Origin of the sequence: Anaerovorax sp. IOR16, from assembly GCF_017168145.1 — a bacterium.
Lineage (GTDB): Bacteria > Bacillota > Clostridia > Peptostreptococcales > Anaerovoracaceae > IOR16.
This window is the reverse complement of record NZ_JADQTL010000011.1, coordinates 306,448-322,500: the sequence shown is the minus strand read 5'-3', so window position 1 is coordinate 322,500 and position 16,053 is coordinate 306,448. Positions and strand designations below refer to the sequence as shown.

General features: G+C 35.1%; 12 protein-coding genes, 6 tRNA genes, 1 rRNA gene and 1 other annotated feature (2 of these 20 cut by a window edge). Of the genes, 3 read left to right on the top strand and 16 right to left on the bottom strand.

Features of this window, described 5'->3' with window-relative positions; all coding sequences use genetic code 11:
* From I2490_RS15365 to I2490_RS15295, 15 genes are all read right to left on the bottom strand, one after another.
* A 16S ribosomal RNA gene (locus I2490_RS15365) occupies positions 1–362 on the bottom strand (it extends 1,158 nt beyond the left edge of the window).
* Positions 363–1,268: 906 nt separating this feature from the next.
* On the bottom strand, positions 1,269–1,556 hold the full coding sequence (locus I2490_RS15360; RefSeq protein WP_206460637.1) for a hypothetical protein: 288 nt from the start codon (positions 1,554–1,556) through the stop codon (positions 1,269–1,271).
* Positions 1,557–1,733: 177 nt separating this feature from the next.
* Positions 1,734–2,171 (bottom strand): hypothetical protein, encoded by a 438-nt coding sequence (locus I2490_RS15355; protein ID WP_206460636.1) that lies wholly within the window; start codon positions 2,169–2,171, stop codon positions 1,734–1,736.
* Between the two features lie 96 nt (positions 2,172–2,267).
* On the bottom strand, positions 2,268–3,080 hold the full coding sequence (locus I2490_RS15350; RefSeq protein ID WP_206460635.1) for a DUF4367 domain-containing protein: 813 nt from the start codon (positions 3,078–3,080) through the stop codon (positions 2,268–2,270).
* Complete coding sequence (locus tag I2490_RS15345) at positions 3,073–3,627, bottom strand: RNA polymerase sigma factor (RefSeq protein ID WP_206460634.1); 555 nt, start codon at positions 3,625–3,627, stop codon at positions 3,073–3,075. The genes I2490_RS15350 and I2490_RS15345 overlap by 8 nt, the downstream gene beginning before the upstream one ends.
* A 113-nt stretch (positions 3,628–3,740) precedes the next feature.
* Entirely contained in the window at positions 3,741–4,892 is a 1,152-nt protein-coding gene (locus I2490_RS15340; protein WP_206460633.1) for a GGDEF domain-containing protein, read from the bottom strand.
* A gap of 431 nt (positions 4,893–5,323) precedes the next feature.
* Positions 5,324–5,650, bottom strand: coding sequence for a DMT family transporter (locus tag I2490_RS15335; protein WP_206460632.1), 327 nt, complete (start codon positions 5,648–5,650; stop codon positions 5,324–5,326).
* Between the two features lie 264 nt (positions 5,651–5,914).
* The gene (locus I2490_RS15330; protein ID WP_245157219.1) at positions 5,915–8,158 is read right to left on the bottom strand and encodes a U32 family peptidase; all 2,244 of its coding nucleotides are present in this window, start codon (positions 8,156–8,158) and stop codon (positions 5,915–5,917) included.
* Between the two features lie 24 nt (positions 8,159–8,182).
* Positions 8,183–9,913: an ABC-F family ATP-binding cassette domain-containing protein gene (locus I2490_RS15325; RefSeq protein ID WP_206460630.1), complete on the bottom strand. Its 1,731-nt coding sequence runs from the start codon at positions 9,911–9,913 to the stop codon at positions 8,183–8,185.
* A gap of 382 nt (positions 9,914–10,295) precedes the next feature.
* Positions 10,296–10,370 (bottom strand) — tRNA-Cys (locus I2490_RS15320).
* A 57-nt stretch (positions 10,371–10,427) separates the two neighbouring features.
* A tRNA-Gln gene (locus I2490_RS15315) sits at positions 10,428–10,502 on the bottom strand.
* A 20-nt stretch (positions 10,503–10,522) separates the two neighbouring features.
* A tRNA-His gene (locus I2490_RS15310) sits at positions 10,523–10,598 on the bottom strand.
* A 26-nt stretch (positions 10,599–10,624) separates the two neighbouring features.
* Positions 10,625–10,701, bottom strand: a tRNA-Asp gene (locus I2490_RS15305).
* Positions 10,702–10,708: 7 nt separating this feature from the next.
* A tRNA-Val gene (locus I2490_RS15300) sits at positions 10,709–10,784 on the bottom strand.
* 43 nt (positions 10,785–10,827) lie between these two features.
* Positions 10,828–10,904: transfer RNA gene (locus I2490_RS15295), tRNA-Met, on the bottom strand.
* A 240-nt stretch (positions 10,905–11,144) separates the two neighbouring features.
* On the opposite strand from I2490_RS15295, the gene I2490_RS15290 reads away from it, so the two are divergent.
* From I2490_RS15290 to feoB, 3 genes are all read left to right on the top strand, one after another.
* A complete protein-coding gene (locus tag I2490_RS15290) occupies positions 11,145–12,026 on the top strand; it encodes a stalk domain-containing protein (protein WP_206460629.1) in 882 nt (293 codons plus the stop codon).
* Between the two features lie 156 nt (positions 12,027–12,182).
* Entirely contained in the window at positions 12,183–12,443 is a 261-nt protein-coding gene (locus tag I2490_RS15285; protein WP_206460628.1) for a FeoA family protein, read from the top strand.
* A 9-nt stretch (positions 12,444–12,452) separates the two neighbouring features.
* Positions 12,453–14,333, top strand: a complete 1,881-nt coding sequence (feoB, locus tag I2490_RS15280) for a ferrous iron transport protein B (RefSeq protein WP_206460627.1) — start codon at positions 12,453–12,455, stop codon at positions 14,331–14,333.
* Between the two features lie 178 nt (positions 14,334–14,511).
* Here the strand turns inward: feoB and I2490_RS15275 are convergent, their stop codons facing one another.
* Positions 14,512–15,882 carry a TrpB-like pyridoxal phosphate-dependent enzyme gene (locus I2490_RS15275; RefSeq protein ID WP_206460626.1) on the bottom strand — a complete coding sequence of 457 codons (1,371 nt, stop codon included), beginning with the start codon at positions 15,880–15,882 and terminating at the stop codon, positions 14,512–14,514.
* Between the two features lie 113 nt (positions 15,883–15,995).
* Positions 15,996–16,053, bottom strand: a binding site (T-box leader); it runs 194 nt beyond the window's last position.

Here is a 16,053-nt window from a genome sequence, read left to right as displayed (position 1 = left end):
TCCCGTAGGAGTTTGGACCGTGTCTCAGTTCCAATGTGGCCGATTACCCTCTCAGGTCGGCTACTGATCGCTGCCTTGGTGAGCCGTTACCCCACCAACTAACTAATCAGACGCAGGCCCATCCCATACCGATAAATCTTTGGCGAAAGTGTCATGTGACACTTGCGCGTTATGAGGTATTAATCCCGGTTTCCCGAGGCTATCCCTCTGTATGGGGCAGGTTGCCTACGCGTTACTCACCCGTCCGCCGCTTTCCGCTCAATCATTCGACCGAAGTTTCATTCATGAGCTTCTCGCTCGACTTGCATGTGTTAGGCACGCCGCCAGCGTTCATCCTGAGCCAGGATCAAACTCTTAATAAATTTGGTATCTAAACGCTCCTTTCGGAGCCTTCAAATCTAGCTCAGCCAAACGCATTGCGTTTCGCTTCTTTTTTTCATTTCATATTTGCATACGAATCTGAAATTATTGTTTTTAAGAAATTGTACGAAGATCCATCCAATTCATTGAATGTTTCTTACCAATCTTTTGCAGATTGTTTTTGTACTTAAGTCTTTTTCGTCTCTGTCAGTTTGCACTGTTTCGACGTTTGAGATTTATTTAAAAATCTCTTTGACTCAATTTCTACACTATGGAGTTTTCAAGGTTCGTGAACCTATCTTCATTTGTGCAATGCGCAAATGCTAGAAGGCTCTGGACTGGAAAATCACAAATTTTAATTTGTAGATTTTTATCGTCCGATGTGCTTTTTTCAAGCGCCGCTCCGTGATAACGAAGCTTTTTTATTATAGCTTACTGCGCTCATTTTGTCAACCACTTTTTTCTGTTTTTCAACTTTTTTCGTGGTCGCCGTTTTGGCTTTCGAAGGTGAGATTCTCACGTTTCGAGCGCCGCATCTTCACGAGACAGCTTATCTATAATATCAATTTTCTTTGCATCTGTCAACCACTTTTTTTCGTTTTTTCAACTTTTTTCGCGGTGCACATTCAGTTAATGAAGAACCAATCAAGGACTCCGTGAAACCGCCTGTGCAAGACAGCTATATTAGAATAGCAAAGTAATTCGCATCTGTCAACCAATTTTCTAATCTTTTTTCCATTTTTTTATGCTGCATTCATCAAGTAATTCTTAAATCCTCTAATTGCAACGGATTAACTCTTACCGTATATTACTTACTATATCATTTACAATCTATCTTCTATAAATAATCAATGTTTAACAAAAAATCAACAAGGCCAACTTCACACTAAGTTGACCTTGTCTGCGTCTCATTTTTCTCTATCTTGCATATTTTTCCATTCTCGTATCATGATGGGTATGCAAGTCGCATACATGACAGCAGTTGCTATCACAAAGAAAATGGGCACGAAGGGCTGCTCTAGAAACATTTCATCACACTCCCAACCTTCAAGCCGTAACGCACGTTCCCCTTCGTAGTTGCAATCTTGAAATGTTTGACAGCTCTTTGCACGGTATTCTGTGCTAATTTCTTTACGTTCATGTTCCGTCCCCCTAATAGTAATTTGACGATTCATTTCTAAGAAAACAAAACGCACATTTAATCCCTACTTCTTATTATCCACTTGTTTCGTTCAGAATAATGTCGAAAAGACCCACTCAATTCTTTGTTTTTTCTACGAATATTTGACACAAATTTTTAGGAACCAACCATTTACCACTCTCTTTTTATAAATATATACAATTTTATCTTTTTTTATTCAACTTTTTTTATATTATAACCCCACCGCCTGAGTATAATATGCATTCGTTCTTGTTATGATACCATTCACTTTATCTTCAAAAATTACTTTTACGCGATAAGTGCCGCTGGTGTCCACAGTAAGATTACGACGTTCTGCTAAGGAAATAGTATCTGTTTCCTTAATTTCAAACGTATTACCATAATCATAATATTTCGCCGTAGAAGCATTTAGTTTTTGAACGGTACAGGTTGCTTTAATGTAATCTGCAGTCATAGAAGATCGACAATATACTTCAAGTTCTCCTTTCTTGTCTGCAAGCCTAGTAAAAGAAAGATCTCCACCCGCAACCATACGCATGATGGAAATCGATGACTCTTGTTTATTCACTTCTGCACCATACACAAATGCAGACGAAAATACAATCATCAATGATAATACAATTAATAAAAGCTGCTTTCTATTCTTCATGAAATCCTCCTTTATTGGTCCCTATATTTAAACGAAAAAAAGGCAGCAAAAATTGCACTTATTTATATTCTGTAATTATTTTGCTTAAGTCCAGCGTTAAGTTATTAGATTATTCTCAATTTTCAATAATTTATCTTTGGCAACGTTTCCGGAAATCCAAATAATATCTTCTTCCCCATTCATTATAACTAATAAATTACGATTATTACTTTTATCCTCTTGATAAAAAATCTTCCCCTCTTCTAATTCTTCGAATCCTTTTACTTCATTTGCAAAAATAGAACCTTGATTATCATTTAGTTTTCTTTGACTAATATTAAATTCATCATTTTCATTATCACGATAAATATAATTAAATTCCAGAACCTTATCACCATACTTTTTAACCGAAAGTGACTCAAATACATACCGCTCTGGAATATACGTTGGAACTACTAAGTCTTCATACTTTTCTTTCAAAGCTTCGATGTACTTTTCATCTTCAATAATCTCTTCCATTGATTGAGGTTCTTCAACGCCAACGTGACTATCCTCAACAAAGCCATTCGTTACGTCTTGTTCCGACAAATTCAGTTCCGTTTTTCCGGCAGTTGAAGGCTGAGGCTTCGATACTACAGCTAATAATGTGGCACAAAGTAAAAAAATGATTAAAAAACTTGCGACTCTGAGATTTTTTTTTCTTTTTATCCCTTTAAAAAAACACCCGGAGTGTATTGAAACAGATGTTTTTTGGAGTCGAAGTTTTTTCTCTTGCTTATCCATAAACGATTGTAATGTGGGCTTCTTTACAGAATTCAAATCATGAAAGAAGTCCAATTCTATTAATGGGTCATCCATAACCTCCTTTAACAATGATTTGCTTAAACGTCTATCTTTCGCATAAGCCTCATTATTAGCTTTTTTACACATGCTGAACTCCCCTCCTGTGATCTTTACAATATTCAGTTCCACTCAGCTTTGCTCTCATATGCTCCAATGCACGTTTATGATACGAAGCAGCGGTATTATAATTTAAACCTAAGAATTTTGCTGCAATTTTTAACGGCAGTTCGTAATAATCACACAATAGAACAATCTGTAAATGCTCGTCTCTCATCTCATTAAATAAAAACTGAATATCACGAAGATTCCCTTCATGATTTACATAATCATTGATATTAGATTCAACTCCAATGTTTTCAATTGAATCTACGCATTCCAAACTATGCAGCATTTCATTATTTTTACGATAATGACTGCAAAGAGTATTCATTGCCATTCTCCGCAAAGCAGCTGATAAATGTTTGTAAGCCTTTAGTTTATCGATGTTCTTCCAAGCAGCTACCATTGTTTCCTGCGTAATCTCATTTGCTAAAAATGAATCTAAGGTAATTGTATATAAAAATTTACTTATGTACTCATATTTGGGCCAAACAATTTCCTCAAAAAATCGGCGATCGTTTAAACTTTTCTCCATCTGCATTTCATCTCCCACTCATTCAACATTATAGAAAATTTATAATTTATAGCGAGTTATTATTATGCCAAACCAAATTGATGCTACATATTTACTCTTATTTACTCTTAAATTTATTCTCCTTTTTCCACTCGATTTCTTCCGTTTTCTTTTGCCTTATACAATCCTCGGTCTGCTCTTTGAATCAAATTCAGAACCGTATCTATCTTTTTATTCGTTGTTACACCAAAACTGCAAGTCACCTTATCTTCTAGCCGAAAATTAAAGGTCTCAATTTTTTCCCTGATTCTTTCTGCAATACGATACGCTGTTTCAAAATTAGTTTCTGGGCATATAATTAAAAACTCTTCACCGCCCCATCTACCAACACTATCTCCCGCTCTAACACTTCTCTTAAGTAATAATGCGATTTCTACCAGAACCTTGTCTCCAACATTGTGACCATATGTATCATTAATGGATTTAAAAAAATCAATATCCAACAGGATCAGAGAGCATTTTTTACAGACTTTCGCGCATCTGACATATTCACTTTTTAATAATTTGTTTAATTGGCGTCTATTGTATATGTCGGTTAACGAATCCATAATAGATTTGTAATGCAACTCCTCATTTATCTTTTCAATTTCATTCGTTTTTGCTTGCAGCATTTTATTTTTTTTATAAATTGTTTTTTGATTTACAAATTCTTTTCGATACCTATGGTATCCAATAGCAGAAGCGATCCAAGCAATGATATTGTTTGATAATATGTCATATATATATGTGCTGTAAAGAATCTCAGGTTTAAAGATTGGTAATAGGAAAAGAATCATAACACTTGTCACAGAATAGATAAAAAAGCTTTTTAACGGATGAAAATAAAAAAATACTGCAAATCCATATATTACCGCTATGTACACTGTTGGCAGTGCAAATATATTATTTTTAACAACTAATGCTCTTAAAATAGATACAGCAAACCCATATATACCAAAACTAAGTTCATATGTTTTATGAAATATATTTAATTGACTTAATTTCTTTTTATTAAAATAAACAGCTAATAAAAAATAAAATGCCATAATAAAAGCAGTAAGAAAATGAATGGTTCTTATCACCTCACCATACTGTGTTAAGAAAAATCCATAATATAATTGCTCAAGAGTTAAATAAAAGGCTAAAACTAATATACATAAATTATTATGCATAAAAATTTTCAGAGAAAATTCATTTTTATTTTCTTTTGAATTGATATCAGAGAAAACTTGATTGATAATTTTCATATATAACCTTCCATACTAACTAAAATGGAACTGAAAAATTACATTTCAATCTCCTTTAAAAACTAAAAATATTATCTGTAATTATTATTAAAAATTATAATAATTATTATATTCCAGCATTCGCCAATTTTCTATATGTTTTTTAAAATATAAACTATTTTTTTATAATATTTAATAAGAAATAATTTATATTTTGAGTCGTTATGTTAAATATATCATCAAAACATGATTTTCGTTGTTGATTCCTCACTATAAGTTCTCGTTCTATATGAATCTACTTATGATTATTAAATATTCCTATAAATACAAAACATCCTCAATCTATTTTTTCAATAGATCAAGGATGTTCTAATTTTATTAAACCTATTATGTTATATACAAGTATTTCCTTGTTTTTGTTCTCTTACAATTTGAATCACTATATTTATAAATCAATGCGAGGGAGTACCAAAGAGATTTAATACAATAACACCTGCCGCGATTATTATAATCGCAATAATCCCAATGATAGTAATACCCTCTTTGAAAATAAAAACCGAAATAAGGGCCGACACAATCAATCCTACTGCAGACCATGTTGCATAAGCAATACTCAAATTAATATTTATTAACGACTTGGAAAAAAAGAAAAAGCAAAATCCATAAAAAAGAAGGGTCAAGATAGAAGGTATTAATTTAGTAAAACCTTCAGAATATTTAAGAAATGTAGTCCCAATCAATTCGCCGACAATTGCTAAAAATAAATAGAAATATTCCATAATAATTTACGCTCCTATTACTATAATCTTATAGTAATATTACTCTATTACGTCTTGTTTGAAAATAGGAATTTATAATAAATAATAAAATAAAAAAGACCTCCAGCCTAGTCCACTATAAGTAACTATACTAAAAGCCTGATTACTAAAATTGTATAATGATAAAGCATATTCTTTTATAAAAACAAAATACCAGCATTTATATGATTATAAACGTTGGTATTTCAATTTTTAGGCGGTACCCAGATTTGAACTGGGATTTCCCTACAAAATCTCTTTATTAAAATGTCCTCTTGTGTCTGTTGCCTGATTAAAGACAGCTTTATCCACCCCGCCATTTAATTTGCTTAAAGCCTTATTTATGGTTTTCACAACCTGCTCTTTTGATTCAACTGTAAAATTTAATCTGAATGATTCGATTCCTTTTATGTTTGATATCTCATCTAAAAGATTAAGCGTCTTCCCATTAAGGATAGTCGTTGTACAATCATCATGAGAAACAATAGGAAACGTTCCGTGCTCATCTTTTAACTCATAGCTCTTCGTTTTGCAAATACCGCATTGATTCATTTTTTTCAACGGACAATATTTTGTAAACATCAGAGGAGCCTTACCATATACAATCATTTCCAGTGCAGGATAGCCTTCATTTTCTTCGTAATAGGCATTCATTAAATCTTCAATTTGTCTCTTATTCAATTCATAAGATAAAGTTACTCGTTTTGCACCTAATCGATATAATTCATAGCAACTAGCAGAATTAACAACATTTAGAGAATAGTCCGTAACAAAAGGATTCGTTTTTCTGTAGTGATAAATTCCGCCATATCCTCCAATTAGTAGCTGCCCTTCTTTTTCCTTATAATCGTTCTGGTTTCTTCTAACAACGTTTTCAAAATAGATTTCCTTAATTCCACAGCTCACGCAAGCATCATACTGTTCCTTCGTCGTTACAGAGGCCGTAAGGTATGGTTTTTCAGGGGCAAAGCTTATTTTTTCTTTTGCTTTCAAAGCCTTGGTTCTTTTCTTTTGGCTGTTAAGCTTTAAGTCATATAAACCCTGTACAATATCTCTTCTTGCTGCATTTAACAGTTTAGCTGGAATAAATGCACCCGATTCCTCAAAATCTACATGATTAAGTTCGAATATAGTATCATTTAATCTTGAAAATTGCTTTATTACCTGCTCTTTTGTTGTTGGATTATTAATTGCTTCGCTTAGTATTTCCTCGCTTTCATATAAATAATTAAAGCCTAAGCCCTCCGCATCTATGATAAGCTTTGAATCTGGATATGCATACACTCTAATATCTAGGTTAAAACGCTTAAATTCTTTTTCCAGTGATGATTCTAACTCTTTGTAATACAAATAATCCTTCGTTATATATACTAAATCACCCTTAGAGATCTTTTCTTTGATTTTGATATAGCAGATATCATCTGCTTTGTTGATTAAATTGCCATCTTTATCGTATAGTTTTACAACAGTTAAATTAACATCTTCATTGTTATGACTTATTCTGATGATATCGTTTTGATTTAAAGTACGTGTAAGTGTTATTTCATACATGTCTTTAACAATCTTGCTAATTCTACCAATTTCATAACCAAAGTTATTCGGTCTTAAAATGTTTGTAATATCTTTCTTATCTTCGTGAAACAAATATCCATTCGTAAATGTTCTATTGAATGTTTTGTTCAGATTTTCTTTGTCTTCTTCGGTTATTCTATTATCTAAGGCCATGCGATATTTTGATACAACATTAGCAACATACGCAGGCTCTTTCATTCGACCTTCTATTTTTAAAGAATCAATTTCTTTTAAATCATTGATATAATCAATTGTGTTTAAGTCCTTAGTAGATAGAATATAGTTTTTTCCTAAAGATGTATCTGTTGTCTTATCAATTAGTTCATACTCCTTACGACATGAACCAACACATCTTCCGCGATTTCCGCTTCGATAGCCGATTAATCCAGACATTAGACAGTTTCCAGAATAAGATACACATAAAGCACCGTGAACAAAAATTTCTAAAGGTATTTTAGCGATTCTTTTTATCTCTTTTACTTTTTCAATCTCAACCTCACGGGACAGAACAACTCTTTTCGCACCAAGTTCTTTCAATAATAAAGTTCCGTCTAAATCGTCTATTCCCATTTGAGTTGAACAATGTGCTTCCATATCAAGAAAGTTTTTAACGATGTAATCGAAAGCAGCCAGGTCCTGGACGATAATTCCATCAACACCGATTTCATTTAATTCGTGTATCTGCTCTTTCATCTCTTCAACTTCGTTTTCGAAAACGATGGTATTCATTGTTACATAGATTTTAACATTCCTCAGGTGTGCATACGCAACAGCCTCTTTTAACGATTCTAAATCAAAATTAGAGGAGTAGGCTCGTGCACCAAATTTTTGCGTTCCTAAGTATATTGCATCACAACCATTAGAAATTGCAGCTTTTAAAGCTTCCATATTTCCTGCCGGAGCTAATAATTCAGTCATTTTATCCTCCATACTACTCGCTGCTTATCTAAGTGCTTCTAACTGGCTGCAAAGTTTCTCTACCGCTATCAGTTCATTCTTTTTAAAGGCTAATGTAATATTGGCTTCTAATTCTTGTTTTCTCTTGTCTATTTCTAAATACTTCTGATCGAAATATTTATCATATACCATTTTACGAAAAGTTCGTGTACGCATACGCCGAATCGTATTATCTTCTATCAGTAAAACGTAATCCGCACAATTCGCCACAAGATAGAAATCATGGCTTACCATGAGTACAGCCCCTTTATATTCGGAAATGGCTTTTTCCAGAGCCATTTGTGCGTAAAGATCCAAATGGCTGGTCGGTTCATCCAAAATAAGAAGTTCTGCATTTGTATTTGCAATCATCGCAATTTGGAGCAAATTCTTTTCTCCGCCGGATAGCTGGCCTACCTTCTGCTTTAAGGTATCCCCTTCCAAACAATAGTTCCCGAGATACTCACGAATACTTTCCCTTGTCTCAAAACCTACATTCTCCATAACCTCGTACACCGTTTTTGCTTCATCTATAGTCTCGCCCTGAAGCTGAGATAAATATGCATAGCTTGTATTCTCATTGATATGGATGGAAGGATGGTTATTCTTTAAGATATCGCGCATTAAAGTCGTTTTTCCTGTAGCATTTGCGCCAACAATGGCTGCTTTTTCGCCAGCCAGTAATTCAAAATTGATATTTTGAAGTAAATTTTCATCAAACGAAACATTATAATCTGAAATGCTTAAAACAGGTCGCTCTGTTTCAACTTCTATAGCCGGAAGTTCAATCTTCGGCTCACGAAGTTCAATAAAAGGTGCCTTAATTTGTCTTGCACGCAAACGGTCAAGTTGTGCTTGCTTTGCATTTGCAGTACTTCCAACAACAGGATTGTCATGCAGCGTAGCTCTTGTGCGCAGAATATCAACCATTTTCTTCGTACGCTCAATTTCTTCTTGTTCTTCTATACTCTGCAATTTCAGTTTTAATTTTTCCTTTAGCTGGGCACAACGATATTCTGTATAATTCCCATCATATTCCTGAATATCGCCGTTTTCTAAATGTAAAATCTTGTTAAAGCAGTGATTCAACAAATATCTATTATGGGTAATGGCTAATACGGTGCCATTATACTCATTAATTAACTGGCAGAGTCTATTTAAGTTACCAAAATCCAGAAATACATCCGGCTCGTCCAAAACGAGAAGATTTTGAGATAGTAGCATTTCTCTCATAATCTGAAGTAATTTGTACTCTCCACCACTCAGTTGTGATAACTTTGTTTCTTCTAATTCACGCATACCGGCTACATATAGCTGTTTACGGATATTGTTTACATAATTATCTCCGTCCATAGCCTCAAAGGCATCTAAAAGAGCCTGGTATTTCTCAAATAATGGCGTTGCATCCTCAGCCACTGCCATTTCTTCACACACAGCAGCTGTCGCTTGCTGATTTTCCACGAATCTCTCACTTAGATATTCAAAAACAGTACATTCCTGCTCTTTATCCCTCACAACAAACTGGCTGGCATAACCAATACGGCAACTTTCATCTTTGATTATCTTTCCATCGTACAAATACTTATCCGGATGAATCATCATATCAACAAGAGTTGATTTTCCAGCACCATTGCTTCCAATAAAAGCGCAATGCTGCCCCATTTTCAATGTAAACGAAACCTCTTTATATAAATCTTTTGCAGGAAAACCATAGGAAAGTTTTTCTACTTGAATCATTTTTAATCTCCATTCCTGCTATCGGGCAAATGAATTGCCCCTTGCAGGAACAAATCAACTTTGAAAATATAGCTGTTGATTTGCCTTACGGTGGGACTAAAACAATTAATATGCCCGTGCCAGCATTTTGCTTTTACTTCTTCCATGTGCAAAATGGCACATGGGCTGTAAGGTTGAAATTCTTTCAACCTTACATCCTCTTTCTAAAAAATTTTGTCTAAATTTGTCACAGTAGAATTATAACAATTCACATTGCACAACACAAGAAAAGTTGTCAAAACAATGACATCTGTTTTAGGATATGCATACAGTTGCATATCTAACCAAAAACAAATAAAAAACTCTAAACCCACCAAATTTAATGTGTTTAGAGTTTCAACTTTGGAGGCGACACCCAGATTTGAACTGGGGAATAAAGGTTTTGCAGACCTCTGCCTTACCACTTGGCTATGTCGCCATAAATCAGTACTATTTTATTATTTAAAATATACTTTATGATATTATTTTTAAAAATTGGCTAGGGTAGGAGGATTCGAACCTCCGAGTGACGGAATCAGAATCCGTTGCCTTACCGCTTGGCGATACCCCAACATCACTCTTTATATTTTTTGGGGTGGGTAGTGGGGTTCGAACCCACGCATGCAGGAGCCACAACCCTGTGTCTTAACCACTTGACTATACCCACCATATGATACTTATTGCAAATTTTAATGGCGACCTGGATCGGGCTCGAACCGACGACCTCCAGCGTGACAGGCTGGCATTCTAACCAACTGAACTACCAGGCCGCAAAAATGGTGGGCGCTATAGGGCTCGAACCTATGACCCTCTGCTTGTAAGGCAGATGCTCTCCCAGCTGAGCTAAGCGCCCAAATTTGCGTTTTGCAACTTTATTCTATCTACGTTTAAAAATATGGTAGCGGCGAGTGGAGTCGAACCACCGACCTTTCGGGTATGAACCGAACGCTCTAGCCAACTAAGCTACACCGCCACATTTGGAAACGTCATGAACACGTCGCAAGAAAGATAGTACCATTTCCTAGCCTTTCTGTCAATACATTTTTCGCCGAAAAATTATTTTTTATGCATATATTTTTTATACTTTTTTCGAACCCTTTATTTTCAAGGCATTTCATCCGTTAAGTTGTTTCTAAAAGAGTGGAACATTTTATAAAAACATCTCGTCATATTATTATTCGACAAAATTTTTTTAACACAAAAGGAGAAAAAAATGAAGAAAAATAAAATAATAAAATTAACTGCATGCACTTTATTATCTGTAACATTACTTACTACAATTGCATTTGCCCAAACTCCCGATACAGAAACTCCGATTTTAATTTCTGCCCCTATACAGGACGCACTAACTCAAAACAAATTGGTATCTGGAACCGTTTCCGATATAAAAATGCATAAGGACTCTTACACTATTACCATTGAGAACGATGATATGGGGATGGTGTTTTCGGTAAGCCCACATATCTTTATCATCGATCAAAACACAAAAAAATATACACAAATTGAAGAAATTAAAGTGGGGACTAAATTAACTGCAATCATTGATAAAATGGCACCAATGACACTTAGTATTCCTCCAATGACCAATGGAGTAGCAGGATTTATTTTAAATAGTGATGTGGGTTCTGTTGACCTTTCTGTTTACAATGATAAACTTGTAAATGCAGAAAATACACTTGCATTAAAAATTAATAAGGATACTACTATTGTTTCTGAAAATGGTGCAAAACGTTTATATACAGCGGATGATTTAAAGCAAAAAGAATGTCTCGTTTTATATACCATTTCTACTCGAAGCATTCCTGCACAAACCACTCCGGAATTTGTAATGATTATGAATGAAAAAGAAAAAACAGATGATTATGTTCCTCTTCGGTCATTCGCTGAAAAAAAAGGTTACTCCGTATTTTGGACAGCGAATGATAAACCAATTCAACTAAAAAAAGAAAATATTACGATTTCGATTTCTATAGGAAAAACTAACTTTGAATATACTACTGAAGAAAATGCAAATTCGGCAAAAGAAATGGAGTTTGCACCAAAGTTAGAAAATGGAGTTACACTTGTACCAGAAAGCTTTATTGACTCCCTATAAACTACTAAAAAAATCATATTTTATTCTAAACGTCTTATTCAGAGTATCTGCAATAAGACGTTTTTTCTTGTTTATTCTTCACAGTCTCTATGAGCGATTCATATAATGGCAAAGAGAAAATTTAATCTCAATTCTTTTAAATGGAGAATTATATATATGGAAACGAAAAAAAACATACCAGAGCATTCTTTGGATCACTTACCAATTGGAAAAAGCACTGTCGTAACCGACTTAAATGCACATGGAATTCAGCGTCACAGAATGATGGATTTAGGATTAATTAAAGGAGCGCCGATTGAAGCTCTCCATAAGAGCCCATGTGGAGATCCTACAGCCTACAATATTATGGGTGCAGTCATTGCATTACGGAAAGAAGATGCAAAAAAAATAATAATTAAAGACGTCTTTGAAAGGTAGGTCATCGCAATGGAAGAAGCCATTATTGCATTAGCCGGCAATCCTAACGTTGGCAAAAGTACCGTTTTTAATGCGTTAACCGGATTGCATCAACATACAGGAAACTGGCCCGGAAAAACAGTAGCAAATGCTATGGGAAATTACACTTATCAAGAAAAAAATATAACAGTTGTTGACTTGCCTGGTACATACTCTTTGATTGCCAGCTCAGTTGAAGAAGAAGTATCCAGAGATTATATCTGCTCAGATGAAGCCGATATTATTGTTTGTATCACCGACGCGACTTGCTTAAAAAGAAACTTAAATTTAGTTTTACAGATTCTATCTATAACAAAAAATGTAATTGTATGCGTCAACCTCTTGGATGAGGCAAAGAAAAAAGGCATCGCGATTGATCTTCCATGCTTATCAAAGGAATTGGGTGTCCCGGTTATTGGCACAAGTGCGCGTTCCAATGAAGGTCTTTTGCAATTAAAAGAAGCTATTAATAAATCTATTGATGAAAAAAAAGAAAATATCAGTAAAGATTCAAAAGAAAAAAAAGAATGCATAGCAGCCTTTGATAGAAATGCAGACTGCGAAAGTATAACGGTTCAGTTAGTTCAGCAAAGCGAAGCCATTTGTTCACGCTGCATCAAAACGAACAAAAAAAACCCACATTCTATGGATCGAAAATTAGATCATATTTTAACATCAAAAACATTTGGAATTCCAATTATGCTAGGATTATTATGCCTTATTTTTTGGATCACCATTACAGGAGCAAACTATCCATCTCAAATGCTTTCCGACGCTTTCCAAAAATTGGGCGTCACTCTTTCCTCTATGATTCAATCATCTCATACTCCCGTATGGGTGCACGGTATTCTAATGGATGGTATTTATAAAACAGTTACTTGGGTTATATCTGTGATGCTCCCGCCCATGGCTATTTTTTTCCCACTATTTACCTTACTGGAAGATTCCGGTTATTTACCTCGCATTGCTTTTAATTTAGATCATTTTTTTCAAAAAGCAAATGCCCATGGCAAGCAATCACTTACTATGTGTATGGGATTGGGCTGTAATGCATGTGGCGTCATTGGATGCCGCATCATTGATTCTCCCCGAGAACGATTGATCGCGATTCTTACGAATAACTTCGTTCCATGTAACGGCAGATTTCCAACTTTAATTGCTATTATTACTATGTTCTATGTAGGAAACAGTTCAAGAATAGGAAAAACCATATTGCCAGCGCTTCTTTTGACAGCAGTCATTTTGCTGGGAATCATAATGACAATTCTCATTTCAAAGCTGTTGTCGAAAACGATATTAAAGGGGATTCCTTCTTCTTTTTCATTGGAATTGCCACCATACCGTTGTCCGCAATTCGGCAAAGTGATTGTCCGTTCCATTTTTGATCGCACTTTGTTCGTTCTCGGTCGAGCAATAGTAGTAGCAGCTCCTGCAGGTCTTCTTATATGGATTTTAGCAAATGTTACGGTAGGAAATATAAGCTTATTAGATCACTGCTCCCAATTTTTAGATCCTTTTGCGTCTTTATTCGGTATTGACGGTGTTATCCTCATGGCTTTTTTACTTGGATTTCCAGCGAACGAAATCGTCATTCCAATTATTCTTATGGCATATCTTTCAATGGGAACTCTAACTGAACTTGACAGTCTCAATGAACTTCATGCACTCTTGCTCGCAAACGGCTGGACGGGAATCACAGCATTATGTACAATGGTGCTTTGCCTCATGCACTTCCCATGCGGTACGACTTGTCTTACCATAAAAAAAGAAACGCAAAGCTGGAAATGGACGATTGTTGCATTTATTTTACCAACTCTTTGTGGCTTATTCCTTTGTTTCCTTATTTCTACAACTGCAAAAATTATTTTTTAAAAATCAAGATACAAAAAAGAGTTTATAACTCTATTAGTTTATAACTCTATTCTTCCTTCTTATTGAATCGGAAAATCTAGTATTTCAATAAAAAAATCCTCTACAAATCATTGTAAAGGATTTTTTATTTTACAAAATATATTTTTTTAAAATAGTTAATCTAATATCATTTCTTACATTAAATTTTAGGTAATGCCATAAACCCCTTCTGTAAATCGTCATCAGTAGGAATAGAATCCGTCATTGTACCGTCTCGATATGAAGCATATGCCGTCATATCAAAATAACCGGTTCCAGTCAAACCAAACAAGATTGTTTTTTCTTCTCCAGTCTCCTTGCAGCGCAAAGCTTCATCAATCGCTCCACGAATGGCATGTGCCGACTCTGGTGCAGGCAAAATTGTTTCATATTTCGCAAACAAACCAGCCGCTTCAAATACCCTCGTCTGTTCAACTGATTTTGCCATCATATAACCATCATGATAAAGCTTAGATAAAATCGGAGACATTCCATGGTATCGAAGTCCTCCGGCATGATTTGCAGAAGGAATGAAGCTACATCCTAACGTATACATTTTTGCCATAGGTGTAATTTTTCCTGTATCACAAAAGTCATATGCATATTTTCCCCTTGTAAAGGATGGACAAGAAGCTGGTTCAATTGCAATAATTTCCGGATTTGCTTTACCGATGAGCTTATCCTGCATAAATGGTGCAATTAATCCTCCCAAATTTGATCCGCCCCCGGCACAACCAATTACAACATCCGGATATTCTCCTAACATCTCCATAGCTTTTTTTGTCTCCAAACCAATAATGGATTGATGAAGCAAAACCAAATTTAATACAGAACCTAATACATACCGATATCCCTCAGTGGTAACTGCTTTTTCTACAGCCTCGGATATTGCACATCCTAAGCTTCCGCCTGTATCTGGATTGGTTTGAAGAATGGCTTTTCCAGCGTTTGTCGTCATACTGGGACTTGGAATTACACTTGCATCAAATGTTTCCATTATAGTTTTTCGAAATGGTTTCTGCTCGTAAGAGGTTTTTACCATATATACAGTAAGCGGAATATCAAAGTATGCACACGCCTCTGACAAAGCCGTCCCCCACTGGCCTGCACCGGTTTCAGTCGTAAGTCCCTTTAAGCCCTCTTCCTTTGCATAATAAGCCTGTGCAATCGCAGAGTTTAGTTTGTGACTGCCGGAAGTATTGTTACCTTCAAATTTATAATATATTTTTGCAGGTGTTTCTAAGGCTTTCTCCAATTGATATGCACGAACCAGTGGAGACGGTCGATAAATCTTATACATTTCTTGGACTTCTTCCGGAATATCCACATAACGACTGGAAGCGTCCATTTCCTGCTCTGCTAGTTTTTTGCAAAATACAGGATAAAGGTCTTCTACTTGTGCAGGTTTTCCTGTGGCCGGATTTAACATTGGATCCGGTTGCTCTTTCATATCTGCACGCAAGTTATACCATTGTGTCGGCATTTGTTCCTCAGTTAAATAAAATCTGTGCGGAATTTTTGATGTTTTCATATTTTTCTCCTTTCTTTGCAGAACGTTAACAGCAGATTAAAAAGCGTCTATGTTGATTTACAATAGGAAACAATATTTCTTATTGTATAAAAAAAGACCTTTGTCTCAGTTTACACTGGGACAAAAGTCTCTACTTCTGCGGTACCACCCAAATTGATGCAAAACGCATCC